The sequence below is a fragment of the Lactobacillus agrestimuris genome (assembly GCF_943193025.1).
Taxonomy (GTDB): Bacteria; Bacillota; Bacilli; order Lactobacillales; family Lactobacillaceae; genus Lactobacillus; species Lactobacillus agrestimuris.
In genome coordinates this window covers 13,013-37,984 of the sequence record NZ_CALPCQ010000018.1, presented here as the reverse complement: position 1 = coordinate 37,984, position 24,972 = coordinate 13,013, and the positions used below count along the sequence as shown (strand labels likewise).

Here is a 24,972-nt window from a genome sequence, read left to right as displayed (position 1 = left end):
TGCGGAAGTAGTTCAGTGGTAGAACACAACCTTGCCATGGTTGGGGTCGCGGGTTCGAATCCCGTCTTCCGCTCCAATGATTAAAGGCTCACCTCCGGTGAGTCTTTTTTGTACTCGGGAAATGGCTCAGCTTGGTAGAGCGCTGCGTTCGGGACGCAGAGGTCGCAGGTTCAAATCCTGTTTTCCCGATAAGGCAGTCTAGGAATTTTACCTAGACTATTTTTTTAAAGAAGTTTAAGACTTACTAAATATAAGTATTTTTTTAGTTTAATGGAGATACGTTTGTTATAATGGTTTGAGCTAAAAATAAATGATTTTACTTTGTTGAGATAAAGGACTAAAATATTTACCATTGATTTTTAAGGAGTGGTGTCTGCATGGAAAATTCTTACAGTAAAAGTGCAAATCATGTTTTAGAAATTGCACGTGAACAAGCACAAAATTTTCATAATCGATTAATTGGTACTGAACATGTATTGTTAGCGTTAATTATCGAATCAGATGGCGATGCAGGTAAAATTTTACGAGCATGGAATATTACTCCAACGATGGTTCGTGAAGAAATTGAACGCTATACAGGTTATGGTTCAGCCGCAAATACAGATTATATGGAAATCTCACCACGACTTAACTTGGTTTTAGATTATGCCAAAAGAAAAGCCGCTAAAAATGGTGATGGTGAAATTAAAACAGGTCACATTTTATTGGGCCTAATTGCGAGTGATCAAGTATTATCCTCATTGATTTTGAAGAATCTTAATGTTGATATTGAACAGTTAAGATCAGATGTTGAACAAGGTCTTAATCAGATCGATGACTTTGGTGGTGCTGAAAATTGGATGAATAATAATTCAGAGTTTGCCAATGCAACATCCAATGATAAAAAGACTAAGAAGAGTTCAACTCCAAATCTTGATAAAGTATCACTTGATTTAAATGAACGAGTTAAACAAGGTCTAATTGATCCAGTAATTGGCCGTCAAGAAGAGATTGGTCGCGTGATTCAGATTTTGTCACGTCGAACAAAAAACAACCCAGTTTTAATTGGTGAACCAGGTGTAGGTAAGACTGCGGTTGCTGAGGCAATTGCTATGGCAATTGTGAATAAAAATGTACCACACGATTTGCAAAACAAGCGAGTAATGTCGCTTAATCTTGCCAATTTAGTTGCTGGTACTAAATATCGTGGTGAATTTGAAAATAGAATGAAGAACATTTTGCAAGAAGTTGAAAAAGATGGCAAAGTGATTCTATTTATTGATGAGTTACATACTTTGATTGGTGCTGGTGGAGCAGAAGGTGCCATTGATGCATCTAATATTTTGAAACCTGCACTTGCTCGTGGTGGAATTCAAATTATCGGTGCAACTACTTTTGATGAATATCAAAAATACATCGAAAAAGATAAAGCTTTAGCTCGTCGTTTCCAACAAGTTCGATTGGATGAACCTTCTCCAGAAGAGACAATTCAAATTATTGAAGGTTTAAAGGCAAAATATGAAAAGTTCCACCATGTAACTATTACTGATGAAAGTATCAAGGCTGCGGTTGATCTTTCTACCAGATATATTTCTGATCGTTATTTACCTGATAAGGCAATCGACTTAATTGATGAAGCAGGTTCAGCTGTAAAAATTAAAAATGGCGTTGGTTCAAATAAGCGTCTACTTCAAATTGATGAGCAATTAAAGAAAATTATTGATCAAAAGAATGTTGCTGCTGCGAGTCAAAACTTCGTCGAAGCCGCTAAGTTGCAAGATAAGCAAAACAGTCTCAACGAGACTCGTAAAAAGCTTGTTGATAGTTTGACTGATCAAATAAGTGATAAGGCAGTCGTGAATGTTGAAGATATCGCTAAGGTTGTTTCATCATGGACAGGAGTTCCAGTTACTCAAATGAATCAAGATGAAAGCAAGAAGCTTGCCAATCTTGAAACTGTACTCCATGAAAGGGTTATTGGGCAAGATAAGGCCGTTAATGCAGTTGCTCGTGCAATTCGCAGATCACGTAGTGGTATTAAGGATGAAAAGCGTCCGATCGGTTCATTCTTGTTCTTAGGACCTACTGGTGTTGGTAAGACAGAGCTTGCTAAGTCAGTTGCTGCAACAATGTTCGGTTCAGAAGATAATATTATTCGAGTAGATATGTCTGAATACATGGATCAAATTGCAAGTAGCAAGTTGATCGGTTCGGCTCCAGGATATGTTGGATACGAAGAAGGTGGACAACTTTCAGAAAAAGTTCGTCGTCATCCATACTCCGTAGTTTTACTTGATGAAGTAGAAAAAGCCAATCCAGATGTATTTAACTTACTATTACAAGTTTTAGATGAAGGTTTCTTGACCGACTCTAAAGGAAGAAAAGTCGACTTTAGAAATACGATTGTCATTATGACCTCAAACTTAGGTTCAAGAAGCTTATTTGAATCAAACATGGTTGGCTTTAATGCTAATGATGAAAGTCAAGCTAAGATGCGTGAAGATAAAGTTAAGCAAGCTTTGAAGCAATTCTTCCGTCCAGAATTTTTGAACAGAATTGATGAAACGATTATCTTCGATGAGCTTAATAAAGAAGAGCTTCGTCAAATTGTTACCCTCTTAACGCACAAGTTAGTTACTCGTTTGCAAAAGAAGGGAATTGAACTTAAGATTTCAAGAGCCGCATTAGATACAATTGCTAAAGATGGATATGATCCTGAAAATGGTGCTCGTCCATTAAGAAGAGCAATTCAGAATAATATTGAAAACAAGGTTGCTGAAATGATTATTAATGGTGATCTTATTGATGGCGATACCTTGAAGATTGGTTCTAATCGAGGTAAATTGAAATTTGATATTGTTAATTCTAAAGAATTAGTAAAGAAATAGAAAATTAATTTATTTGTAGTTGCAAAGATTGACAATTTGGTATATATAAGATAAACTAGTTTTTGATTTAAAAGACTGAGTTTCAGGATTTTGCTGATCTATTGTCCAGCAAAATGATAAAGACAAAAACAACATTTGTTGTTTTTGTCTTTTTTATGCCATAAATTCCAGTTTTTTAATTTTGTAACAGAATTGTAATATTTGCTTTCTCTAACAGAAAGGATGTTTTCCTTGCTAAACGGACATGTAGTAAATTACGGTAAGCATCGTACAAGACGTAGTTTCTCAAAGATTAAAGAAGTTTTGAAATTACCTAACTTGACTGATGTACAAACCGAATCATATAAATGGTTTCTTGACCAAGGTATTAAAGAAGTTTTCGATGATATTATGCCAATCGGCGACTTCTCAGGTAAGCTTTCATTAGAATACGTAGGCTACAATTTACAAAAGCCTAAGTACACTGTAGATGAAGCTCGTGATCATGATGCTACTTACTCAGCACCTATGCACGTAACTTTGAAGTTGACCAATCAAGAAACTGGTGAAATTAAGACTCAAGACGTATTCTTTGGTGATTTGCCATTAATGACTGAATCAGGTTCATTCATCATTAACGGTGCCGAAAGAGTTATCGTTTCTCAATTAGTTAGATCTCCTGGTGTATATTACTCAGGTGAATTTGATAAGAACGGTCGTCAAATCTTTGGTGCAACAGTTATTCCAAACCGTGGTGCATGGCTTGAATACGAAAATGATGCCAAGAATGTTTCTTACGTACGTGTTGACCGTACTCGTAAGTTGCCTTTGACTGTATTAATCAGAGCTATGGGTATTGGTTCTGATGGTGAAATCTTAGATATGTTTGGTCAAAGTGATACTTTGCAATTTACTTTAGAAAAGGATGTTCATAAGAACCCTGCTGATTCTAGAGTTGCAGAAGCTTTGAAGGATATTTACGAAAGATTGCGTCCAGGTGAACCAAAGACAACTGATTCATCTCGTTCACTTTTGTACGCTCGTTTCTTCGATCCACGTCGTTACGACCTCGCTCCAGTCGGTCGTTACAAGATCAATAAGAAGCTTTCACTTAAGAACCGTTTATACGGTCAAACTCTTGCAGAAACTTTGGCTGATCCAGATACTGGTGAAATCATTGCTAAGAAGGGTACTGTAGTTACTCACGAAGTAATGGATAATCTTGAAAAGTACCTTGATCGTGATGACTTCAAGATGGTAACTTACGAACCATCAAAAGAAGGTGTCTTGCCAGATCCTATTACTGTTCAAGAAATTAAGGTCTTCTCAAAGGTTGATCCTGAACGTGAAGTTAAGTTAATTTCTAATGGTCATATCGCCGAAGATGTTAAGTACTTAACTCCAGCTGATGTTTTATCATCAATTAACTACTTCTTGGCACTTCAAGATAATATTGGAACAACTGATGATATTGACCACTTAGGTAACCGTCGTATTCGTCGTGTTGGTGAACTTCTTCAAAACCAATTCAGAATTGGTTTAGCAAGAATGGAACGTGTTGTTCGTGAAAGAATGTCAATCCAAGATCCTTCAACTGTTACTCCACAACAATTGATTAACATTCGTCCAATTGTTGCAAGTATCAAGGAATTCTTTGGTTCATCACAACTTTCACAGTTCATGGACCAACACAACCCACTTGGAGAATTAACTCACAAGCGTCGTATGTCAGCTCTTGGACCTGGTGGTTTGACTCGTGATCGTGCCGGATATGAAGTTCGTGACGTTCACTATACTCACTATGGTCGTTTATGTCCTATCGAAACTCCTGAAGGACCTAACATTGGTTTGATTAACTCTTTAGCATCATACGCAATCATTAACAAGTATGGTTTCATTGAAACTCCATACCGTCGTGTATCTTGGAAGACTCACAAGGTTACTGATAAGATCGATTACTTAACTGCCGATGTTGAAGATAATTACATTATTGCCGGTGCCAACACTCCATTAAATGAAGATGGTTCATTTAAGCAAGATTTGATTTTGGCTCGTTCAAAGGAAGATAACGTCGAAGTTACTCCAGATAAGATTGACTATATGGACGTTATTCCTAAGCAAGTTGTGTCTGTTGCCTCAGCATGTATCCCATTCCTTGAAAACGATGACTCAAACCGTGCATTGATGGGTGCCAACCAGCAACGTCAGGCAGCACCACTTATTAATCCACATAGTTCACTTGTTGGTACTGGTATGGAATATCGTGCAGCTCACGATTCAGGTGCAGCACTTTTAGCTAAAGCAGCTGGTACTGTTGAATATGTAGATGCTGCTGAAATTAGAATTAGACGTGAAGATGGAACTTTAGATAAGTATGTTCTTGAAAAGTATCGTCGTTCTAACAACTCTAAGTCTTACAACCAAACACCTAACGTTAAGAAGGGTGAATTCGTAGAAGCTAGTGATGTTATTGCCAACGGTCCTACTATGGATCATGGTGAACTTGCTTTGGGTCAAAACCCACTTATTGCGTTTATGACTTGGAACATGTACAACTACGAAGATGCCATCTTACTTTCAGAACGTTTGGTTAAGGATGATGTCTACACTTCAATTAGTATTGAAGACTTCGAATCAGAAGCTCGTGATACTAAGCTTGGACCTGAAGAAATTACCCGTGAACTTCCTAACGTTGGTGAAGATGCATTGAAGGATCTTGATGCTGACGGTATTGTTCGTGTTGGTGCTGAAGTTCATGATGGTGATATTTTGGTTGGTAAGGTAACTCCTAAGGGTGTAACTGAATTATCAGCCGAAGAAAGATTGCTTCACGCTATCTTTGGTGAAAAGGCTCGTGAAGTTCGTGATACTTCACTCCGTGTACCTCACGGCGGTGGCGGTATCGTTCAAGATGTTAAGGTTTATACTCGTGAAGGTGGAGATGAACTTTCACCAGGTGTAAATACCTTAGTTCGTGTCTACATTGCTCAAAAGAGAAAGATTCAAGTTGGGGACAAGATGTCTGGTCGTCACGGTAACAAGGGTACTGTTGCTGCAGTTATGCCAGAAGAAGATATGCCATACTTACCAGATGGTACTCCAGTAGACATTTGTTTGAACCCAATGGGTGTGCCTTCACGTATGAACATCGGACAGCTTTTGGAACTTCACTTAGGTGCAGCTGCACGTCAATTAGGTATCCACGTTGCTACTCCAGTATTTGATGGTGCTGATGAAAGTGATGTTTGGGATACTGTTCGTCAAGCAGGTGTTGATAAAGATGGTAAGACTGTTGTTTATGATGGTCGTACCGGTGAACCATTCCACAACCGTGTATCAGTTGGTGTCATGCACTACTTGAAACTTACTCACATGGTTGATGATAAGATTCACGCTCGTTCAATTGGACCTTACTCATTGGTTACTCAACAACCTCTTGGTGGTAAGGCACAATTTGGTGGACAGCGTTTCGGTGAAATGGAAGTTTGGGCCCTTGAAGCTTACGGTGCAGCTTACACATTACAAGAAATCTTGACTTACAAGTCAGATGACGTTGTTGGTCGTGTAAGAGCATATGAAGCAATTGTTAAGGGGGAAAGAATTCCTAAGCCAGGTGTTCCTGAATCATTCCGTGTTCTTGTAAAAGAATTGCAATCATTAGGTTTGGATATTAGAGTTCTTGATATGGATCATAATCAAATTGAACTCCGTGATATGGATGATGATTCTAATGAACATCTAAATATTGATACTCTATCTCAATTGGCTGAAGAGCAGCAAAAGAAGAAGTTAGCCGCAGAAACTGATAAATCAGAAGACAAGGATAATGAATCTGCAGATAAGCCAGAAAAGACTCCAGTAGATGAATCCGACGATAAAGTTTCTAAGTAATTAGGAGGTTAAACTTTTGATCGACGTAAATAAGTTTGAAAGTATGCAAATTGGTCTTGCATCACCAAATAAGATCAGAAGCTGGTCATATGGTGAAGTAAAGAAGCCAGAAACAATCAACTACCGTACTTTAAAGCCAGAAAAAGACGGTTTGTTTGATGAAAGAATTTTTGGACCTACTAAAGATTGGTCCTGTGCTTGTGGTAAATACAAGGGCGTTAGATATCGTGGCATCGTTTGTGATCGATGCGGTGTAGAAGTTACCTCAGCTAAAGTTAGAAGAGAACGTATGGGTCACATCGAACTTGCTGCTCCTGTAACTCACATTTGGTACTTCAAGGGTATTCCATCAAGAATGGGTTTGGTGTTAGATATTTCACCAAGACTTCTTGAAGAAGTTATTTACTTTGCTGCATATATCGTAATTGATCCAGGTGATACTGATCTTGAACCAAAGCAATTATTGACTGAAGCAGAATACCGTGAACAAAAAGCTAAGTACGGCAAGCGTTTTGTTGCTAAGATGGGTGCCGAAGCAATCCGTGATTTGCTTAAGATGGTTGACCTTGATAAAGAAATTGTTGAATTGAAGAAAGAACTTCAAACAGTAACTGGTCAAAAGCGTACTCGAGCAATCAGAAGATTGGATATCTTAGATGCATTTAAGAATTCCGGTAACAAGCCTGAATGGATGGTTATGGATGCTGTTCCAGTAATTCCACCAGATTTGCGTCCAATGGTTCAACTTGAAGGTGGTCGTTTCGCTACCTCAGACTTGAATGATTTATACAGACGTGTTATTAACCGTAATAATCGTTTGAAGAGATTACTTGATTTAAACGCACCAAACATCATTGTTCAAAACGAAAAGCGTATGCTTCAAGAAGCTGTTGATGCCTTAATTGATAATGGTCGTCGTGGTCGTCCAGTTGTTGGACCAGGTAACCGTCCACTTAAGTCACTTTCACACATGCTTAAGGGTAAGCAAGGTCGTTTCCGTCAAAACTTACTTGGTAAGCGTGTTGACTACTCAGGTCGTTCGGTTATCGATGTTTCACCAAAATTGAAGTTATATCAATGTGGTGTGCCTCGTCCAATGGCACTTGAATTATTCAAGCCATTTGTAATGCACGAATTAGTTAAGCGTGGAATTGCTTCAAATATTAAGAATGCTAAACGTAAGATTGATCGTGAAGATGATGATATCTGGGATGTACTTGAAGACGTAATTAAGGAACGTCCAGTTCTTTTGAACAGAGCACCTACTCTTCACCGTTTGAGTATTCAAGCCTTTGAACCAATTTTAGTTCCAGGTAAATCAATTCGTCTTCACCCACTTGCTTGTGAAGCCTACAATGCCGACTTCGATGGTGACCAGATGGCCATCCACGTTCCATTGTCTGATGAAGCTGTTGCAGAATCACGTTTGCTTATGCTTGCAGCTCACCACATTTTGGCACCTAAGGATGGTAAGCCAATCGTAACTCCTTCACAGGATGTCGTATTGGGTAACTACTGGTTAACTCAAGCTGAAAAGGGTCGTGAAGGTGAAGGAATGATCTTTAGTTCACCTGACGAAGCTGCAGTAGCTTACGAAAATGGTGATATTCACTACCATACAATTATTGGTATGTCAGCAAGTTCAATGCCTAAGAAGTCATGGCCAGAAGGTAAAGAAAATGGTATCTTCATTACTACTTACGGTAAGATTGTATTTAATGAAGTATTCCCAGAAGACTACTTCTACATTAATGAACCTACTGAAGAAAACTTGAACAACCCACTTAATGAAAAGTATTTCTTAAATGAAGGTGAAGATATTCATGAGAAGATTGATGAAGTTGCTTCTGATTTAATTGATACTCCATTCAAGAGTAGTTTCTTATCAGATTCAATTGCCACAATCTACAAATACTACAAGGTTCAAAGAACTTCAGAATATCTTGATGATTTGAAGAAGTTAGGTTACACTGCTTCAACAACTTCAGGTATTACTATTGGTATGAACGATGTTCCTGAAATTGCCGATAAGGACGAAAAGGTAGAAAAGGCCCACAAACAAGTTGATGTTGTTTCTAAGCAATTTAGACGTGGTCTTATTACTGAACAAGAACGTCACGATCGAGTAATTAGTATTTGGAACGCATGTAAGGATGAAGTTCAAAACGAAATTGCTCAAATTTATGACCCACGTAACCCAATCACTGTCATGGCTGACTCAGGTGCCCGTGGTAACATTTCTAACTTTACTCAGTTAGCCGGTATGCGTGGACTTATGGCCACTCCTAACGGTGGATTGTTCGAAATTCCAGTTACTTCAAACTTTAAGGAAGGTTTGTCAGTGCTTGAATTATTCATGTCCACTCACGGTGCTCGTAAGGGTATGACAGATACAGCCTTGAAGACAGCTCAATCAGGTTACTTGACTCGTCGTCTTGTTGATGTTGCCCAGGATGTTATTATCCGTGATGATGATTGTGGTACTGATCGTGGTATTACAGTTAAGGCAATCATGGAAGGTGACGAAATGATCGAGCCATTATTCGATCGTTTAGTTGGTCGTTTCACTGCTGAAACTGTTAAGGATCCAGAAACTGGTGAAACAATCGTTGCTAAGGATGTCATGATGGATGAAAACTTGGCTCATAAGGTTGTTGATGCTGGTGTTCAAGATGTTAAGATTCGTTCAATTCTTACTTGTGACACTCCACACGGTGTATGTCGTAAGTGTTACGGTATGAACTTAGCAACTGGTGAAGAAGTTGAAGTTGGTGAAGCAGTAGGTACTGTTGCCGCTCAATCAATTGGTGAACCTGGTACTCAGCTTACTTTGAGAACTTTCCACAACGGTGGTGTTGCCGGTGCAGAAGATATTACTCAAGGTTTGCCTCGTGTTCAAGAATTGTTCGAAGCACGTAATCCTAAAGGTCGTGCTACAATTTCTGAAGTTGACGGTATTGTTGATTCAATTGAAGAAAACTCAGCAGATCATACTCGTGAAATCACTGTTAAGGGTAAGATTGATACTAGAACTTATAGTGTTGCTTACACTGCTTCAGTTGCTGTTTCTGAAGGTGATGAAGTTCACCGTGGTGACAAGTTAACTCTTGGTTCTGTTGATCCTAAGGAATTGATTCAAGTTACGGATACTTTAACTACTGAAGAATATATCTTGGCCGAAGTTCAAAAGGCATATAGAATGCAGGGTGTAGATATTTCTGATAAGCACGTCGAAGTATTAACTCGTCAAATGTTGCAAAAGGTTCGTATCCTTGATCCAGGTGAAACTGATATTTTACCAGGTGAAATTATGGATATCGGTCAATTTAAGGACCGTAACAAGGAAGTTATTATTTCAGGTGGTATCCCAGCTACTGCTCAAAGTGTTATCTTGGGTATTACTAAGGCTGCCCTTGAAACTAATAGTTTCTTGTCTGCTGCATCATTCCAAGAAACTACTCGTGTTCTTACCGACGCATCAATCCGTGGTAAGAATGACCCACTTCTTGGACTTAAGGAAAATGTTATTATCGGTAAGATTATTCCAGCTGGTACTGGTATGCCTGTTTACCGTAACATGGAACCACAAGCTGATGTTGAAAAGCCTCAATCAGTTTACTCAATTGCTGATATTGAAAAGCAAATGAAGGAAGAAGAGGCTGCTAAGGATGCAAATCCTCAAAAATAAATAAATTCTGTTAGAGAAACTAAGAAAAAATGCTTCTATCAATCGATAGAGGCATTTTTTTGTGTCTTAAATTAACAATAAACAGATCATTCCTAAATATATATAGGGAATAAAGGGATAAGCTTCATTTTTGCGACTTAATAGGTATTGTAAAACTAATAAGCTACTTCCTACTAAAAGAGTGGTATTGGCAAATAATGGATTAAAGAAAACTGCAATCAGCATATAGATGATTAAATCACCACTACCGAGCTTTTTTCTATGAACCATAAAAGTCATTAAAAGAAGTGTTGGGATTAATTCAAGCCAATCGAGTAATGAATAGGAGAAGATCATACTGCCTTTAGCAAGCAAAGTTACAGAGGTTGGAAGCAAAAGCAATATTATTGGAAATTCTTGTTCCTTAAAATCAAAGATGGCAATTACAAGGAGCGAGAAAATGAAAATTACAGTAATCAATCCGTCTTGCGAAAAGAAGTCGACAGAAACAAATGAGAAACTTCCAAATAATTCAAATAAAAATAAAGAACTAGAGATTTCATGTTTACAGTAGCGACATTTACCTCTTAAAAGAAGAAAAGAAATAATCGGAATTTCATCTAGAATACTTAACTCTGAATTGCAATTAAAGCAGCGTGAGCGCGAAAGTAAAAAGTCTGTCGTGTTAAATCGATCATAGATGACACAAGCGTGGGATGCTAAACATGCACCGATAAAAAAATTTAAAAATAAAAAATTATACATAATAACTTCCTCCATTATTAAGTACGCAAAAAATTCTTTTTTGTCCTTTTTTATTTAAAAGTATTTGATTTATCGATAAAAGGTAGTACAATGTTGTTTGTATGTTTTGAATATTATGTTCGTGAGTCTAAAAACGAAACTCCCGGATGTGTGAACAAAATAGTTATTTTTAGGAGGAAAAATTTAATGCCAACCATTAACCAATTGGTAAGAAAAGGTCGTCATTCAAAGACGACTAAATCAAAGTCACCAGCTTTGAACTACGGTTACAACAGTATGAAGAAAGAATTAGTATTCAACCCAGCACCACAAATGCGTGGAGTTGCAACTCGTGTTGGTACTATGACACCAAAGAAGCCTAACTCAGCTTTACGTAAGTACGCTCGTGTACGTCTTTCAAACTTAATCGAAGTTACTGCTTATATCCCAGGTGAAGGCCACAACTTACAAGAACACTCAGTTGTTTTAATTCGTGGTGGACGTGTAAAGGACCTTCCTGGTGTACGTTACCATATTATCCGTGGTGCGCTTGATACTGCTGGTGTTGAAGGCAGAAAGCAAAGTCGTTCTAAGTACGGTACTAAGAAGGGTTAAAGGAGGAGTTAAATAATGCCTAGAAAAGGTCACGTAGCTAAAAGAGACGTTTTAGCAGATCCAGTTTACAACTCAAAGCTTGTTACTAAGTTGATCAACCACTTAATGCTTGATGGTAAGAGAGCAAAGGCATCATCAATTCTTTACGATGCATTTGATATCGTTAAGGAAAAGACTGGTAAGGAACCACTTGAAGTTTTTGAAGAAGCAATGAACAACATTATGCCAGTTTTGGAAGTTAGAGCTCGCCGTATCGGTGGTTCAAACTACCAAATCCCAGTTGAAGTTCGTCCAGAAAGAAGAACTACTTTAGGTTTAAGATGGCTTGTTTCATACGCACGTTTACGTAATGAACACACCATGGATGAACGTTTAGCCAACGAAATTATCGATGCTTCAAACAACACTGGTTCATCAGTTAAGAAGCGTGAAGATGTTCACCGTATGGCTGAAGCTAACCGTGCATTTGCTCACTACCGCTTCTAATTTGATTGCTCGTTTTATTTTAAGGAGAGAATTTATTTATGGCTAATAAACGTGAATTTCCATTAGAAAAGACACGTAACATTGGTATCATGGCCCACATCGATGCGGGTAAGACTACCACTACTGAACGTATCCTTTACTACACTGGTAAGATCCACAAAATTGGTGAAACTCACGAAGGTGATTCACAAATGGACTGGATGGACGAAGAAAAGGAACGTGGTATTACCATTACTTCAGCAGCTACTACTGCTCAATGGAAAGACTACAGAATTAACATTATCGATACCCCAGGACACGTTGACTTCACTATCGAAGTAGAACGTTCACTTCGTGTTCTTGATGGTGCCGTAACTGTTCTTGATGCTCAAGCTGGTGTTGAACCACAAACTGAAAACGTATGGCGTCAAGCTGAAACTTACGGTGTTCCTCGTATTGTTTTCGTTAACAAGATGGATAAGATCGGTGCTGACTTCGATAAGTCAGTTAAGTCATTAGGTGAACGTTTGAACGCAAATGCACATGCAGTTCAAATGCCAATCGGTTCAGCTGATACTTTTGAAGGTGTCATCGACTTGATCAACATGGTTGCTGATGTTTACGATGAAGATAAGCTTGGTTCAGAATGGGATACTATTCCAGTTCCAGATGAATACAAGGATGAAGCTATGAAGCGTCGTAACGAATTAATTGAAGCAGTTGCTGATGTTGATGACGATATCATGGAAAAATACCTTGGTGGTGAAGAAATCTCAAACGATGAATTGAAGGCCGCTATCCGTAAGGCAACTATCGACTTGAAGTTCTTCCCAGTATACGCTGGTTCAGCATTTAAGAACAAGGGTGTTCAAATGATGCTTGACGGTGTTGTTGATTACTTACCATCACCACTTGATGTTAAGCCATATATTGCTCACGATCCTAAGACTGGTGAAGAAGTTGAACTTAAGGCTAACGATAACGAACCATTCGCAGCTTTAGCATTTAAGATCGCTACTGACCCATTTGTTGGTCGTTTGACTTTCATCCGTGTTTACACTGGTTCACTTGAATCAGGTTCATACGTATTGAACGCATCAAAGAACTCACGTGAACGTGTTGGTCGTTTGCTTCAAATGCACGCTAACTCAAGAACTGAAATCCCTGAAGTATTCTCAGGTGATATCGCTGGTGCCATCGGTTTGAAGAACACTACTACTGGTGATTCATTAACTGATCCTAAGCGTCCACTTATTCTTGAAAGTTTGGAAATTCCAGATCCAGTTATCCAAGTTTCTGTTGAACCTAAGTCAAAGGCAGACCGTGATAAGATGGATGTTGCTTTACAAAAGCTTACTGAAGAAGACCCAACTTTCCGTGCTGAAACTAACCCAGAAACTGGTCAAACATTGATTTCTGGTATGGGTGAATTACACCTTGATATCGAAGTTGAACGTATGAAGCGTGAATTCGGTGTTGAAGCTACTATCGGTGAACCACAAGTTGCTTACCGTGAAACTTTCACCAAGCCAGCTAAGGCTCAAGGTAAGTTTGTTCGTCAATCCGGTGGTAAAGGTCAATATGGTGATGTTTGGATCGAATTTACTCCAAATGAAGAAGGTAAAGGTTACGAATTTGAAGACGCTATCGTTGGTGGTGTTGTTCCTCGTGAATTCATTCCTTCAGTTGACCAAGGTTTACAAGAAGCTATGCAAAATGGTGTTCTTGCTGGTTACCCATTGATCGACGTTAAGGCTAAACTTTACGATGGTAGTTACCACGAAGTCGATTCATCAGAAGCTGCCTTCAAGGTTGCTGCTTCACTTGCATTGAAGAATGCAGCTCCTAAGGCTGGCGCAGTTATCTTAGAACCAATCATGAAGGTTCAAGTAACTACTCCAGAAGATTACTTAGGTGATGTTATGGGTTCACTTACTGCTCGTCGTGGTACTATGGAAGGTATGGAAGATAGAGCAGGTGCTAAGGTGATCAACTCATTCGTACCACTTTCAGAAATGTTTGGTTACGCAACTACTTTGCGTTCATCAACTCAAGGTCGTGGTACTTTCACAATGGTATTTGACCACTACTCACCAACTCCTAAGTCAATTCAAGAAGAAATTATTAAGAATCGTGGCGGGAACGCTGAATAATTAATTTATCTTCTTTAGATGAAAAAAGAACTACTTTAAATTTTGAAATGATAACATTTCATCTCTTAATTTAAAAGTTAGTTCTTTTTTTTGCAAAAAAATTTAGAAAGATTCATGAAACCCTTGATATTTAAGGATATACCAAGTACAATAGTCTTTGTGCATTTGAGAGTATAGACTCTTAATGCCAAGATTTTGTTGTAAAGCGTCGACGCAAAAGGTTGCGGCACGCCAGGCTGCATTGCCACAGTGGCGTGTAGGGAATTTTTGCCGAGCTAGTCATCTTTTAAAGAAGACGTTAAGGAGGTAATTTAATGGCAAGTCAATCAATTCGTATTAGACTTAAGTCTTACGAACATGGTATTCTCGATGAATCAGCTGCTAAGATCGTAGCTAGCGCAAAGAGAACTGGTGCAGAAATTTCAGGTCCAGTTCCTCTTCCAACTGAAAGAACTTTATTCACTGTTCTTCGTTCTCCACACAAGAACAAGGACTCACGTGAACAATTCGAAATGCGCACTCACAAGCGTTTAATCGACATTTTGAATCCAACACCTAAGACTGTTGATTCATTAATGAAGCTTGATCTTCCAAGTGGTGTAGACATCGAAATCAAATTATAATTTTTAGATAGAAAGAGGTGTAATCATGACCAAAGGAATCTTAGGAAGAAAAGTTGGTATGACTCAAATCTTCACTAAAGATGGTGCCCTTGTTCCTGTAACAGTTATTGAAGCAACTCCTAACGCAGTTATGCAAGTTAAGACTGTTGAATCAGACGGTTACGAAGCAGTTCAATTGGGTTACCAAGATAAGCGTGAAGTATTGAGCAACAAGCCAGAACAAGGTCATGCTGCAAAGGCTAAGACTTCACCTAAGCGCTTCATTCGGGAAATCCGCGGTGTTGAGCTTAAGGACTACGAAGTTGGCTCAGAAGTTACTGTGGATACATTCAAGGAAGGTGACGTCGTAGACGTTACTGGTACTACAAGAGGTCATGGATACCAAGGTAACATTAAACGTTGGGGCCAATCAAGAGGACCAGAAACTCACGGTTCAAGATACCACAGAATTCCTGGTTCAATGGGTTCAATCATTAACCGTGTACCAAAGGGTAAGAGATTACCAGGTCACATGGGTGTAAAGACTGTTACTATTGAAAACTTAGTTGTAGAAAAAGTTGTAGCTGATAAGAATGTTTTAATGATTAAGGGTAACGTTCCAGGTGCCAAGAACTCATTAATCGTTGTTAAGTCTGCTGCAAAAGCTCAAAAGGCTGATAAGTAGGAAGGAGGACTAGAATGGCTAATTTAAAAGTTATTGATCAAAACGGTAAAGACTCTGGTGAAGTTGCTTTAAACGATAAAGTCTTTGGCATCGAACCAAACGAAAGCGTTGTTTTTGACGCAATCATCAGACAAAGAGCCGGTCAACGTCAAGGTACTTCAAAGGTTAAGAATAGATCTGCTGTTCGCGGTGGTGGTAAGAAGCCTTGGAGACAAAAGGGTACTGGTCGTGCTCGTCAAGGTTCTATCAGATCTCCACAATGGCGTGGTGGTGGTATCGTATTCGGACCTACTCCACGTTCTTACGCATACACAATGCCTAGAAAGCAACGTCGTTTGGCTATCAAGTCAGTTCTTTCCCAAAAGTTGATTGATGGAGATTTAATTGTTTTAGATAAGTTGACTATGTCAGCACCTAAGACTAAAGAATTCGTGTCAATGTTAAACAACTTAAAGGTTGAAGGTAAGGTATTAGTTGTTTCAGACGATAAGAATGTACAACTTTCTGCTAAGAACTTACCAAAGGTTAAGGTTGTTCCAGTTAACGGTTTAAACGTTGAAGATGCAGTTAACTACGGTAAATTAATCTTAGACCAAGATGCCGTTAAGAAGATTGAGGAGGTTTTGGCTTAATGAACGCACGCGATATTATATTAAGACCTGTCATTACTGAAAAGTCAACGAACTTAATGGATGATAAGAAGTACACTTTCGACGTGCTTTTAACTGCTACCAAGACTCAAGTTCGAAATGCTGTTGAAGAAATCTTCGATGTTAAAGTTAAGAGCGTAAACATTATGAATGTTCGCGGTAAGAACAAGCGAGTAGGTCGTTACTTTGGTAAGACTGCTCGTCGTAGAAAGGCAATCGTTACTTTAACTAACGATTCAAACGACATTAAGATTTTCCAAAACGAAGAAAAAGAAGACTAGTAATAGGAGGTCAGTCAATTGGCTATTAAAGTTTACAAGCCAACCACAAATGGTCGCCGTAATATGACTTCTTCTGACTTTGCTGAAATTACTAAGAGCAAGCCAGAACGTACTTTGCTTGAATCTCAATCAAAGACTGCAGGTCGTAACTCATACGGTCACATTACAAGCAGACACCGTGGTGGTGGTCACAAGCAAAAATACCGTATTATCGACTTTAAGCGTAACAAGGATAATGCAAAGGCAGTCGTAAAGGCAATCGAATACGATCCAAATAGAACTGCTAACATCGCTTTACTTCATTATACTGATGGTATCAAGGCATACATCTTGGCACCAAAGGGTTTGGAAGTAGGTGCAGTAATCGAATCAGGTGAACTTGTTGATATTAAGCCTGGTAACGCATTACCATTGAAGAATATCCCTACAGGTACCGAAATTCATAATATTGAAATGAGACCTGGTAAGGGTGGTCAAATTGCAAGAAGTGCTGGTGCCTCAGCTCAAGTATTGGGTGTTGATGGTGATTACACTTTAGTAAGATTGCAAAGTGGTGAAGTTCGTAAGATTTTGTCAACTTGCCGTGCAACTATCGGTGTAGTTGGTAATGAACAACACTCATTGATCAAGTTAGGTAAAGCCGGCCGTAGCCGTTGGTTGGGCAAGCGTCCACAATCACGTGGTTCTGTAATGAACCCTAATGATCACCCACATGGTGGTGGTGAAGGTAAGGCACCTGTTGGTCGTCCACAACCAATGACTCCATGGGGTAAGAAATCTCGTGGTGTTAAGACTCGTAACACTAAGAAGTCTAGCGAAAAATTAATTATTCGTCACCGTAAGGGTAGCAAGTAATAGAAGGAGGGTTAATTAATGAGCCGTAGTATTAAAAAAGGTCCTTTTGCTGACGCATCCTTGTTGAAGAAGGTTGATGCTCAACAAGACACTGAAAAGAAGCAAGTTATTAAGACTTGGTCACGTCGTTCAACTATTTTCCCTTCCTTTGTTGGATTGACTATAGCTGTTTACGATGGTAGAAAACATGTACCAGTTTACATTACTGAAGACATGGTTGGTCATAAGTTAGGCGAATTTGTTCCAACAAGAACTTTCCGTGGACACAAAGCCGCTGAAGATAAGGCAACTAAGTAGAGGAAGGAGAACATCTAAATGGCAGAACAAATCAGTTCAGCTAAAGCTGAAGCAAGAACTGTTCGCATCGCTCCAAGAAAAGCACGTTTAGTTATTGACTTAATTCGTGGTAAGAGCGTTGCTGAAGCATTAGCAATCTTACAATTTACGCCAAGAGCTGCTTCCCCAATCGTTGAAAAAGTTTTACGTTCAGCAATTGCTAACGCAGAACACAACTACGATCTTGAAAGTGCAAATCTTTACGTATCAGAAGCATACGTAAACGAAGGTGCTACATTGAAGAGATTCCGTCCTCGTGCTAAGGGTATGGCTTCTCCAATTAACAAGAGAACAAGTCACGTAGTTGTTGTAGTTTCAGAAAAGAACGATTAAGGGAGGTATATTAATGGGTCAAAAGATTAACCCTAATGGTTTCCGTCTCGGCGTTATTCGTGATTGGGAATCAAAATGGTATGCTGACAGAGGATACAAAGAAACATTAAATGAAGACCTTCGTATCAGAAAGTTCATTTCAGAAAAATTGAAGGATGCCTCTGTTTCTACTGTAGAAATCGAACGTGCAGCTAACAGAATTAACGTATCAATCCACACCGCTAAGCCAGGTATGGTAATTGGTAAAGGTGGTTCTGAAGTTGAAGCATTAAGAAAGCAATTAAATGCTTTGACTGATAAGCAAGTTCATATCAATATTGTTGAAATTAAGAAGCCAGATCTTGATGCAGAATTAGTTGCAGATAGTATTGCTCGTCAATTAGAAGCTCGTGTAGCTTTCAGACGTGCAATGCGTCAAGCAACTCAAAGATCTATGCGTGCTGGTGCTAAGGGTATCAAAGTTCAAGTTTCAGGACGTTTGAACGGTGCCGACATGGCAAGAAGAGAATGGCACACTGAAGGACGTGTTCCATTACAAACATTAAGAGCTGACATTGATTATGCTTGGGTAAATGCTTTCACTACTTATGGTGAAATTGGTGTTCAAGTATGGATCAACCGTGGTGAAGTCTTACCAACTCGTAAGAACAAGCCTTCGAAGGGAGGAAACAAGTAATGCCTTTAGTACCAAAGCGAGTAAAACACCGTCGTGAATTCCGTGGTAAAATGCGTGGTGCTGCTAAAGGTGGTAAGTATATTGCCTTTGGTGAATACGGTTTAGAAGCCCTTGAATCACATTGGATCACTAACCGTCAAATCGAAGCTGCCCGTGTTGCCATGACTCGTTACATGAAACGTGGCGGTAAGGTTTGGATTAGAATTTTCCCTCAAAAGTCATACACTGCTAAAGGTGTTGGTGTACGTATGGGTTCAGGTAAAGGTGCACCAGCAGGTTGGGTAGCTGTAGTTAAGAGAGAAAAGATCATGTTTGAAATTGGTGGCGTTCCTGAAGAAGTTGCTCGTGAAGCTTTAAGACTTGCTTCAACCAAGTTACCAATTAAGACTAAGTTTGTGACTAGAAGTTCGGAAGTAGGTGGCAATTCTAATGAAGGCTAAAGATATCAGATCATTAACCACTGATCAAATGTTAGAAAAGGAAAAGCAATACAAGGAAGAACTTTTCAACTTGCGTTTCCAACAAGCAACGGGTCAATTAGAAAATACCGCACGCTTGAGCAAAGTCCGTAAGAATATCGCTAGAATTAAGACAGTTCTTAGCGAAAAAGCATTAGAACAGAATTAATGGAAGGGAGCAATTAACTTGAGCGAATCAAACGAAAGAAATCGTCGTCACGTATATCAAGGACGTGTTGTTTCTGATAAGATGGACAAGACTATTACTGTAGTTGTTGACACTTACAAGAACCACCCTGTTTATAACAAGCGTTTTAAGTACTCAAAGAAGTACTACGCACAAGACGAAAACAATGAAGCTAAAGTTGGCGATACTGTTCGTATCATGGAAACCCGTCCATTATCTCGTACAAAGCGTTTCCGTTTAGTTAAAATTGTTAAGAGATCTGTTTAATTTTACGGATTTACTGAGGGGAGGATTATACAGTGATTCAAAACGAATCCCGTTTAAAGGTTGCTGATAACTCAGGTGCCAGAGAACTTTTGGTTATTAGAGTCTTAGGTGGTTCAAAACGTAAGACCGGTAACATTGGTGATGTTGTAGTGGCAACTGTTAAACAAGCAACACCAGGTGGCGTTGTCAAAAAAGGCGACGTAGTTAAAGCAGTTATTGTCAGAACAAAATCAGGCGCACGTCGTGAAGATGGTTCATACATCAAGTTCGACGAAAATGCTGGCGTTATTATTAATGAAGACAAGAGCCCTCGTGGAACTCGTATCTTTGGTCCAGTTGCACGTGAATTACGTGAAAATGACTTTATGAAGATCGTTTCACTTGCTCCTGAAGTTTTATAATTGTTAGTGAGGTGCACTGATGTTTGTTAAAACTGGTGACAAGGTAAAAGTTATTACCGGTAAAGATAAAGGTAAAGAAGGTACTGTTCTTTCAGTTAATGTTAAGAAGAACCGTGTAGTTGTTAAAGGCGTTAACATGATCAAGAAACACCAAAAACCTTCTCAAACTAACGCTAATGGTGGTGTTGTTGAATCAGAAGGTTCAATTCACGCATCAAACGTTAAGGTTATTTCAAAGGCAGATAAGAACTAGAGGGGAGGACACAAATGGCAAGTTATTTAGCTCAAGAATATAAAGAAAAAATCGTTCCTGCATTAGAAGAAAAGTTCGATTACGAATCAGTAATGCAAGTACCTAAGATCGACAAGATCGTTTTGAACATGGGTGTTGGTGATGCAGTTTCCAACTCTAAGAACTTGGATGAAGCAGTTGAAGAATTGACTTTAATCGCTGGTCAAAAGCCTTTGATTACTAAGGCAAAGAAGTCAATCGCTAACTTCCGTTTACGTGAAGGTATGTCAATCGGTGCTAAGGTAACTCTTAGAGGCGACAAGATGTACGACTTCTTATACAAGTTAGTAAATGTTTCTCTTCCACGTGTTCGTGACTTCCGTGGTGTCTCAGCTCGTTCATTTGATGGACGTGGTAACTACACTTTAGGTGTTAAGGAACAATTGATTTTCCCTGAAATCGATTTCGATAAGGTAAATCGTACTAGAGGTTTGGACATTGTTATTGTTACTACTGCCAACACTGATGAAGAAGCTCGTGAACTTTTAGGTCAATTTGGTATGCCTTTTGCAAAGTAATGGAGGACATTAATGGCTAAAACATCACAAAAAATCAGAAATCATCGTCCTGCTAAGTTCTCAACACGTGAATACACACGTTGTGAGAGATGTGGTCGTCCACATTCTGTATACCGCAAGTTCGGTTTGTGCCGTATTTGCTTAAAGGAATTAGCACACAAAGGTCAAATTCCTGGTCTTAAAAAGGCTAGTTGGTAGTATACAGTTAGGAGGATAGCAAAAAATGGTTATGACAGATCCAATTGCAGATTACTTAACTAGAATCAGAAATGCCAACATGGCAAGACATGATTCAGTTGAAATTCCTGCATCAAATATTAAGAAGTCAATTTCAGAAATTTTGAAGAATCAAGGCTTTATTCGTGATTACGAAGTAATCGATGATAACAAGCAAGGTATGATCAAAGTTTTCTTGAAGTTCGGTCCAAACGGAGAACGTGTCATTTCAGGCTTAAAGCGTATTTCTAAGCCAGGTCTTAGAAACTACGTAGGCGCTGAAGACTTACCTAAGGTTCTTAATGGTTTAGGTATTGCCATCGTATCTACTTCTGCTGGTGTTATTACTGATAAAGAAGCTAGACAAAAAGGCGTTGGCGGCGAAGTTATCGCTTACGTTTGGTAATTCTGACGGAAAGGAGAAAATTCAATGAGCCGTATCGGTTTAAAGACTATTGAAGTACCTGACAGTGTCACTGTTACCAAGGAAGGCGACAACATTACTGTTAAAGGTCCTAAAGGTGAATTAACTAGACATTTTGATCCTAAGATTAAGTTTTCTCAAGAAGATGGAAAAATTAATTTTAGTCGTACTGATGAAAATGACAAAGCTCTTCACGGTACAATGAGAGCTAACTTAGCAAATATGATCGAAGGTGTAGTTACTGGCTACAAGAAGACATTGAAGCTTATCGGTGTTGGTTACCGTGCACAAGCTCAAGGTAGCAAACTTACCTTGAACGTTGGTTACTCACACCCAGTTGTAATGGAAGCACCAGAAGGTGTAACTGTTAAGACTCCTTCAGCAACTGATATTGAAATTGAAGGAATTTCTAAGCAAAATGTTGGTCAATTTGCTGCTGAAATCCGCGATGTACGTCCACCTGAACCATACAAGGGTAAGGGTATTCGTTACACTGACGAACACGTACGTCGTAAGGAAGGTAAGACTGGTAAGTAATAATTAAATTTTTGAGGTGAAATTGTGATTTCTAAACCAGATAAAAACAAATTGCGCTTAAAGCGTCATAAACGTATTCGTGGTAAAATTTCTGGAACTGCTGAGCGCCCACGCTTAAGTATTTTTCGTTCAAATAAAAACATCTACGCTCAATTAATTGATGACGTAGCGGGTGTAACGCTTGCAAGTGCCTCAACTTTGGATAAGTCTGTTTCTGAAGACGCAAACAAAGTAGAACAAGCTGCGGCTGTTGGTAAGGCTATTGCTGAAGCAGCTAAAGCAAAGAACATTTCAAACGTTGTATTTGATAGAAGTGGTTACTTATACCACGGCCGTATTTCAGCATTGGCAGATGCCGCTCGTGAAAACGGATTAGATTTCTAGGAAAGGAGAATTAACACATGGCAAATCGTAACGATTCTCGTAACAATCGTAGAAATAAGGACGATATTGAAGATCAATTAGTTGCAGTCAACCGTATTACCAAGGTTGTAAAAGGTGGACGTCGCATGAGATTTGCTGCCCTTGTTGTCGTAGGTGACAAGAAAGGCCGTGTAGGTTTTGGTACTGGTAAGGCTCAAGAAGTCCCAGAAGCAATCCGTAAAGCAGTAGAAGACGGTAAGAAGAATATGATTAACGTACCTAAGGTTGGTACTACTATTCCTCACGAAGTTATCGGTCACTACGGTTCAGGTAACATTTTGTTGAAGCCTGCTGAAGCTGGTTCCGGAGTTGCTGCCGGTGGTGCCGTACGTATTGTTATGGATATGGCTGGTATTGCAGACGTAACTTCTAAGTCACTTGGTTCAAACACTCCAATTAACGTTGTTCGTGCAACTATGGATGGTTTGAAGAAGCTTAGAACTAGTGAAGAAGTTGAAAAACTTCGCCAAATCAAGAGCGCAGATTAGGGAGATTTTAGATGACTGATTTAAAAGTTACTTTAATTAGAAGTGTTGCCCACCGCTTACCTAACCAAAGAAAAGTTGTTAAGGCTCTTGGCTTAGGTAGAGTAAGTAGTACTGTTGTCCTTCCAGATAACGCTGCTACTCGTGGTGCATTAATGAAAATTGCTCACTTAATCTCTGTTGAAGAGATTAATAAATAAGATTTCAAGGAGGTGCCGATTTAATGAAGCTTCATGAATTACAACCTGCTGAAGGTTCACGTCGCGCAAGAAAGCGTGTTGGACGTGGTACTTCAAGTGGTTACGGTAAAACTTCTGGTCGTGGTCAAAAGGGTCAATTAGCTCGTCAAGGTGGCCACACCCGTTTAGGTTTTGAAGGTGGTCAAATGCCATTATTCAGAACTATGCCTAAGCGTGGTTTTAAGAACATTAACCGTAAAGAATATGCCATTGTAAACTTGGCAGACTTGAACAAGTTCTCAGACGGTAGCGAAGTTACTGTTGAAAGCCTTAAGGAAAACGGCTTGATCAAGAAAGAATTATCAGGTGTTAAGTTGCTTGGTAATGGTGAATTAAAGGTTAAATTAACTGTAAAGGTTAACAAGGTTTCCGCAGCTGCTAAAGAAGCAGTTGAAGCTGCTGGCGGAACTGTTGAGGTGATCTAATGTTTTCGACCTTGAAGAACGCCTTTAAGGATAAAGAAATCAGAAATAAAATCTGGTTTACTCTCTTTATTCTTTTGCTCTACCGGATTGGTGCTAATATCACTGTTCCAGGTGTAAATGCAAAAGCGATCACTCAAGTTGCCCAAACTGGTTTAGTTCCTATGTTGGATACAGTTTCCGGTGGTGGGCTTGATAATTATTCAATCTTTTCTTTAGGTGTTTCTCCATACATCACCGCGCAAATTGTCATTCAGCTTTTGCAAATGGATATTGTTCCAACATTAGTTGAATGGGGTAAACAAGGTGAAGTTGGTAGACGTAAGACCAATCAAGCGACTAGATGGTTAACTTTGGTAGTTGCTTTCGTCCAAAGTATTGGTATTACACTTGGATTTAATGCATTGACTCAGATGGGTCTTGTTAAGAATCAAACACCACAAACTTATATTGAAATTGCTATCATTATGACTGGTGGTACGATGCTTCTAAACTGGCTTGGTGATGAAATCACTGATAAAGGTTTAGGAAATGGTGTATCAGTTATCATCTTCGCGGGTATTATCGCAAGATTCCCAGCCGGAATGTGGCAAATTTATAAGGAAGAAATTATTAATAATAATCCAGCTGATCGTTGGAAAGGTATATTGTTCTTCATCGCGATTATCGTTGCAATCCTTGTAATAACACAGTTTGTTACATGGGTTGAACAAGCTAATCGTCGTGTTCCAATTCAATATACAAGAAGAGCAACGATTAGCGGGTCTGAAAGTTTTCTACCATTAAAAGTTAACGTTTCTGGAGTTATTCCGGTTATCTTTGCCAGTTCATTTATTATTACCCCGGCAACAATTTTAATGGCCTTTCAAAGAACCCAAGGCGATCAAGAATGGTATAAAGTGTTAACAAATATATTTAGTCTTCAAACAACTCCTGGTGTAATTATTTACACAATTTTGATTGTTTTGTTTACTTTCTTCTACGCTTTTGTTCAGGTTAACCCTGAAAAGCTTTCAGAAAACTTACAAAAACAAGGTGCTTATATTCCTAGCGTTTGGCCAGGTAAAGATACCCAGGATTACATTTCTAGACTGTTAATGAGATTATCAACTGTTGGTGCAGTTTTCTTAGGTTTAGTTGCACTTTTACCACAATTAGCAACCAATTTATGGAATCTTCCAAGTTCAATCGGTTTAGGTGGAACAAGTTTGCTAATTGTAATCGGGGTAGTCTTAGAGTTATCTCGTCAGATTAATGGTTTATTGATGAAACGAGAATATGTAGGATTCATTAGATAAGGAAAC

At 38.9% G+C, this 24,972-nt stretch carries 29 protein-coding genes and 2 tRNA genes; 30 read left to right on the top strand and 1 reads right to left on the bottom strand.

Going from position 1 to position 24,972, the window contains the following annotated elements; all coding sequences use genetic code 11:
* Window position 1 precedes the first annotated feature (1 nt).
* The 5 genes from NFR82_RS06630 to rpoC all read left to right on the top strand — a co-directional run bounded on the left by NFR82_RS06630 (window position 2) and on the right by rpoC (window position 10,425).
* Window positions 2–76, top strand: a tRNA-Gly gene (locus tag NFR82_RS06630).
* 39 nt (window positions 77–115) lie between these two features.
* Window positions 116–189: transfer RNA gene (locus NFR82_RS06625), tRNA-Pro, on the top strand.
* 188 nt (window positions 190–377) lie between these two features.
* The gene (locus tag NFR82_RS06620) at window positions 378–2,867 is read left to right on the top strand and encodes an ATP-dependent Clp protease ATP-binding subunit (protein WP_251717503.1); all 2,490 of its coding nucleotides are present in this window, start codon (window positions 378–380) and stop codon (window positions 2,865–2,867) included.
* 222 nt (window positions 2,868–3,089) lie between these two features.
* Window positions 3,090–6,737, top strand: coding sequence for a DNA-directed RNA polymerase subunit beta (rpoB, locus tag NFR82_RS06615; RefSeq protein ID WP_277612424.1), 3,648 nt, complete (start codon window positions 3,090–3,092; stop codon window positions 6,735–6,737).
* A gap of 16 nt (window positions 6,738–6,753) precedes the next feature.
* Complete coding sequence (gene rpoC, locus NFR82_RS06610; RefSeq protein WP_251717501.1) at window positions 6,754–10,425, top strand: DNA-directed RNA polymerase subunit beta'; 3,672 nt, start codon at window positions 6,754–6,756, stop codon at window positions 10,423–10,425.
* Between the two features lie 66 nt (window positions 10,426–10,491).
* Here rpoC and NFR82_RS06605 read toward each other — a convergent pair whose 3' ends face one another.
* Complete coding sequence (locus tag NFR82_RS06605) at window positions 10,492–11,169, bottom strand: prepilin peptidase (protein ID WP_251717500.1); 678 nt, start codon at window positions 11,167–11,169, stop codon at window positions 10,492–10,494.
* A 186-nt stretch (window positions 11,170–11,355) separates the two neighbouring features.
* Between NFR82_RS06605 and rpsL the strand changes: the two genes are divergently transcribed.
* The 25 genes from rpsL to secY all read left to right on the top strand — a co-directional run bounded on the left by rpsL (window position 11,356) and on the right by secY (window position 24,966).
* Window positions 11,356–11,763: a 30S ribosomal protein S12 gene (gene rpsL / locus NFR82_RS06600; protein ID WP_251717499.1), complete on the top strand. Its 408-nt coding sequence runs from the start codon at window positions 11,356–11,358 to the stop codon at window positions 11,761–11,763.
* Between the two features lie 15 nt (window positions 11,764–11,778).
* Complete coding sequence (gene rpsG, locus NFR82_RS06595) at window positions 11,779–12,249, top strand: 30S ribosomal protein S7 (protein WP_251717498.1); 471 nt, start codon at window positions 11,779–11,781, stop codon at window positions 12,247–12,249.
* A gap of 38 nt (window positions 12,250–12,287) precedes the next feature.
* Complete coding sequence (gene fusA, locus NFR82_RS06590; RefSeq protein ID WP_251717497.1) at window positions 12,288–14,381, top strand: elongation factor G; 2,094 nt, start codon at window positions 12,288–12,290, stop codon at window positions 14,379–14,381.
* Window positions 14,382–14,695: 314 nt separating this feature from the next.
* Window positions 14,696–15,004, top strand: coding sequence for a 30S ribosomal protein S10 (gene rpsJ / locus NFR82_RS06585; protein ID WP_009559709.1), 309 nt, complete (start codon window positions 14,696–14,698; stop codon window positions 15,002–15,004).
* A gap of 25 nt (window positions 15,005–15,029) precedes the next feature.
* Window positions 15,030–15,668: a 50S ribosomal protein L3 gene (gene rplC, locus NFR82_RS06580; protein ID WP_251717496.1), complete on the top strand. Its 639-nt coding sequence runs from the start codon at window positions 15,030–15,032 to the stop codon at window positions 15,666–15,668.
* A 14-nt stretch (window positions 15,669–15,682) separates the two neighbouring features.
* A complete protein-coding gene (gene rplD, locus NFR82_RS06575) occupies window positions 15,683–16,300 on the top strand; it encodes a 50S ribosomal protein L4 (protein ID WP_251717495.1) in 618 nt (205 codons plus the stop codon).
* Window positions 16,300–16,599, top strand: a complete 300-nt coding sequence (rplW, locus tag NFR82_RS06570; RefSeq protein ID WP_251717494.1) for a 50S ribosomal protein L23 — start codon at window positions 16,300–16,302, stop codon at window positions 16,597–16,599. The genes rplD and rplW overlap by 1 nt, the downstream gene beginning before the upstream one ends.
* A gap of 18 nt (window positions 16,600–16,617) precedes the next feature.
* Window positions 16,618–17,454: a 50S ribosomal protein L2 gene (rplB, locus tag NFR82_RS06565; protein WP_251717493.1), complete on the top strand. Its 837-nt coding sequence runs from the start codon at window positions 16,618–16,620 to the stop codon at window positions 17,452–17,454.
* Window positions 17,455–17,472: 18 nt separating this feature from the next.
* Window positions 17,473–17,751: a 30S ribosomal protein S19 gene (gene rpsS / locus NFR82_RS06560; RefSeq protein ID WP_251717492.1), complete on the top strand. Its 279-nt coding sequence runs from the start codon at window positions 17,473–17,475 to the stop codon at window positions 17,749–17,751.
* 18 nt (window positions 17,752–17,769) lie between these two features.
* Window positions 17,770–18,123 (top strand): 50S ribosomal protein L22, encoded by a 354-nt coding sequence (rplV, locus tag NFR82_RS06555; RefSeq protein WP_025080096.1) that lies wholly within the window; start codon window positions 17,770–17,772, stop codon window positions 18,121–18,123.
* Between the two features lie 13 nt (window positions 18,124–18,136).
* Window positions 18,137–18,799, top strand: a complete 663-nt coding sequence (gene rpsC / locus NFR82_RS06550; protein ID WP_251717491.1) for a 30S ribosomal protein S3 — start codon at window positions 18,137–18,139, stop codon at window positions 18,797–18,799.
* Window positions 18,799–19,239 carry a 50S ribosomal protein L16 gene (gene rplP / locus NFR82_RS06545; protein ID WP_251717490.1) on the top strand — a complete coding sequence of 147 codons (441 nt, stop codon included), beginning with the start codon at window positions 18,799–18,801 and terminating at the stop codon, window positions 19,237–19,239. Before rpsC ends, rplP begins: the two co-directional genes overlap by 1 nt.
* Window positions 19,229–19,426 (top strand): 50S ribosomal protein L29, encoded by a 198-nt coding sequence (rpmC, locus tag NFR82_RS06540; protein WP_251717489.1) that lies wholly within the window; start codon window positions 19,229–19,231, stop codon window positions 19,424–19,426. The genes rplP and rpmC overlap by 11 nt, the downstream gene beginning before the upstream one ends.
* An 18-nt stretch (window positions 19,427–19,444) precedes the next feature.
* Window positions 19,445–19,711: a 30S ribosomal protein S17 gene (gene rpsQ / locus NFR82_RS06535; protein ID WP_251717488.1), complete on the top strand. Its 267-nt coding sequence runs from the start codon at window positions 19,445–19,447 to the stop codon at window positions 19,709–19,711.
* 32 nt (window positions 19,712–19,743) lie between these two features.
* Complete coding sequence (gene rplN, locus NFR82_RS06530; protein ID WP_251717487.1) at window positions 19,744–20,112, top strand: 50S ribosomal protein L14; 369 nt, start codon at window positions 19,744–19,746, stop codon at window positions 20,110–20,112.
* A 19-nt stretch (window positions 20,113–20,131) separates the two neighbouring features.
* Entirely contained in the window at window positions 20,132–20,365 is a 234-nt protein-coding gene (gene rplX / locus NFR82_RS06525; protein WP_251717486.1) for a 50S ribosomal protein L24, read from the top strand.
* A gap of 14 nt (window positions 20,366–20,379) precedes the next feature.
* Window positions 20,380–20,922: a 50S ribosomal protein L5 gene (gene rplE / locus NFR82_RS06520; RefSeq protein ID WP_251717485.1), complete on the top strand. Its 543-nt coding sequence runs from the start codon at window positions 20,380–20,382 to the stop codon at window positions 20,920–20,922.
* 12 nt (window positions 20,923–20,934) lie between these two features.
* Window positions 20,935–21,120: a type Z 30S ribosomal protein S14 gene (locus NFR82_RS06515; protein WP_006351920.1), complete on the top strand. Its 186-nt coding sequence runs from the start codon at window positions 20,935–20,937 to the stop codon at window positions 21,118–21,120.
* Window positions 21,121–21,145: 25 nt separating this feature from the next.
* A complete protein-coding gene (gene rpsH, locus NFR82_RS06510; RefSeq protein ID WP_251717484.1) occupies window positions 21,146–21,544 on the top strand; it encodes a 30S ribosomal protein S8 in 399 nt (132 codons plus the stop codon).
* A gap of 24 nt (window positions 21,545–21,568) precedes the next feature.
* Window positions 21,569–22,099, top strand: coding sequence for a 50S ribosomal protein L6 (gene rplF, locus NFR82_RS06505; protein ID WP_251717483.1), 531 nt, complete (start codon window positions 21,569–21,571; stop codon window positions 22,097–22,099).
* Window positions 22,100–22,123: 24 nt separating this feature from the next.
* Window positions 22,124–22,483: a 50S ribosomal protein L18 gene (gene rplR, locus NFR82_RS06500; protein WP_251717482.1), complete on the top strand. Its 360-nt coding sequence runs from the start codon at window positions 22,124–22,126 to the stop codon at window positions 22,481–22,483.
* A gap of 17 nt (window positions 22,484–22,500) precedes the next feature.
* A complete protein-coding gene (gene rpsE / locus NFR82_RS06495; RefSeq protein WP_251717481.1) occupies window positions 22,501–23,010 on the top strand; it encodes a 30S ribosomal protein S5 in 510 nt (169 codons plus the stop codon).
* An 11-nt stretch (window positions 23,011–23,021) separates the two neighbouring features.
* Window positions 23,022–23,207 (top strand): 50S ribosomal protein L30, encoded by a 186-nt coding sequence (rpmD, locus tag NFR82_RS06490; RefSeq protein WP_144354807.1) that lies wholly within the window; start codon window positions 23,022–23,024, stop codon window positions 23,205–23,207.
* Window positions 23,208–23,230: 23 nt separating this feature from the next.
* Window positions 23,231–23,671 (top strand): 50S ribosomal protein L15, encoded by a 441-nt coding sequence (gene rplO / locus NFR82_RS06485; RefSeq protein WP_251717480.1) that lies wholly within the window; start codon window positions 23,231–23,233, stop codon window positions 23,669–23,671.
* Window positions 23,671–24,966: a preprotein translocase subunit SecY gene (gene secY, locus NFR82_RS06480; RefSeq protein WP_251717479.1), complete on the top strand. Its 1,296-nt coding sequence runs from the start codon at window positions 23,671–23,673 to the stop codon at window positions 24,964–24,966. The genes rplO and secY overlap by 1 nt, the downstream gene beginning before the upstream one ends.
* The last annotated feature ends 6 nt before the right edge of the window (window positions 24,967–24,972 follow it).

Excerpts from the sequence above, each read along its gene's own strand:
- NFR82_RS06620 (WP_251717503.1), top strand. The coding sequence starts at position 378 with ATGGAAAATTCTTACAGTAAAAGTGCAAATCATGTTTTAGAAATTGCA.
- rpoB (WP_277612424.1), top strand. The coding sequence starts at position 3,090 with ATGTTTTCCTTGCTAAACGGACATGTAGTAAATTACGGTAAGCATCGT.
- NFR82_RS06605 (WP_251717500.1), bottom strand. The coding sequence starts at position 11,169 with ATGTATAATTTTTTATTTTTAAATTTTTTTATCGGTGCATGTTTAGCA.
- rpsL (WP_251717499.1), top strand. The coding sequence starts at position 11,356 with ATGCCAACCATTAACCAATTGGTAAGAAAAGGTCGTCATTCAAAGACG.
- rpsG (WP_251717498.1), top strand. The coding sequence starts at position 11,779 with ATGCCTAGAAAAGGTCACGTAGCTAAAAGAGACGTTTTAGCAGATCCA.
- fusA (WP_251717497.1), top strand. The coding sequence starts at position 12,288 with ATGGCTAATAAACGTGAATTTCCATTAGAAAAGACACGTAACATTGGT.
- rpsJ (WP_009559709.1), top strand. The coding sequence starts at position 14,696 with ATGGCAAGTCAATCAATTCGTATTAGACTTAAGTCTTACGAACATGGT.
- rplC (WP_251717496.1), top strand. The coding sequence starts at position 15,030 with ATGACCAAAGGAATCTTAGGAAGAAAAGTTGGTATGACTCAAATCTTC.
- rplD (WP_251717495.1), top strand. The coding sequence starts at position 15,683 with ATGGCTAATTTAAAAGTTATTGATCAAAACGGTAAAGACTCTGGTGAA.
- rplW (WP_251717494.1), top strand. The coding sequence starts at position 16,300 with ATGAACGCACGCGATATTATATTAAGACCTGTCATTACTGAAAAGTCA.
- rpsS (WP_251717492.1), top strand. The coding sequence starts at position 17,473 with ATGAGCCGTAGTATTAAAAAAGGTCCTTTTGCTGACGCATCCTTGTTG.
- rplV (WP_025080096.1), top strand. The coding sequence starts at position 17,770 with ATGGCAGAACAAATCAGTTCAGCTAAAGCTGAAGCAAGAACTGTTCGC.
- rpsC (WP_251717491.1), top strand. The coding sequence starts at position 18,137 with ATGGGTCAAAAGATTAACCCTAATGGTTTCCGTCTCGGCGTTATTCGT.
- rplP (WP_251717490.1), top strand. The coding sequence starts at position 18,799 with ATGCCTTTAGTACCAAAGCGAGTAAAACACCGTCGTGAATTCCGTGGT.
- rpmC (WP_251717489.1), top strand. The coding sequence starts at position 19,229 with ATGAAGGCTAAAGATATCAGATCATTAACCACTGATCAAATGTTAGAA.
- rplX (WP_251717486.1), top strand. The coding sequence starts at position 20,132 with ATGTTTGTTAAAACTGGTGACAAGGTAAAAGTTATTACCGGTAAAGAT.
- rplE (WP_251717485.1), top strand. The coding sequence starts at position 20,380 with ATGGCAAGTTATTTAGCTCAAGAATATAAAGAAAAAATCGTTCCTGCA.
- NFR82_RS06515 (WP_006351920.1), top strand. The coding sequence starts at position 20,935 with ATGGCTAAAACATCACAAAAAATCAGAAATCATCGTCCTGCTAAGTTC.
- rpsH (WP_251717484.1), top strand. The coding sequence starts at position 21,146 with ATGGTTATGACAGATCCAATTGCAGATTACTTAACTAGAATCAGAAAT.
- rplF (WP_251717483.1), top strand. The coding sequence starts at position 21,569 with ATGAGCCGTATCGGTTTAAAGACTATTGAAGTACCTGACAGTGTCACT.
- rpsE (WP_251717481.1), top strand. The coding sequence starts at position 22,501 with ATGGCAAATCGTAACGATTCTCGTAACAATCGTAGAAATAAGGACGAT.
- rpmD (WP_144354807.1), top strand. The coding sequence starts at position 23,022 with ATGACTGATTTAAAAGTTACTTTAATTAGAAGTGTTGCCCACCGCTTA.
- rplO (WP_251717480.1), top strand. The coding sequence starts at position 23,231 with ATGAAGCTTCATGAATTACAACCTGCTGAAGGTTCACGTCGCGCAAGA.
- secY (WP_251717479.1), top strand. The coding sequence starts at position 23,671 with ATGTTTTCGACCTTGAAGAACGCCTTTAAGGATAAAGAAATCAGAAAT.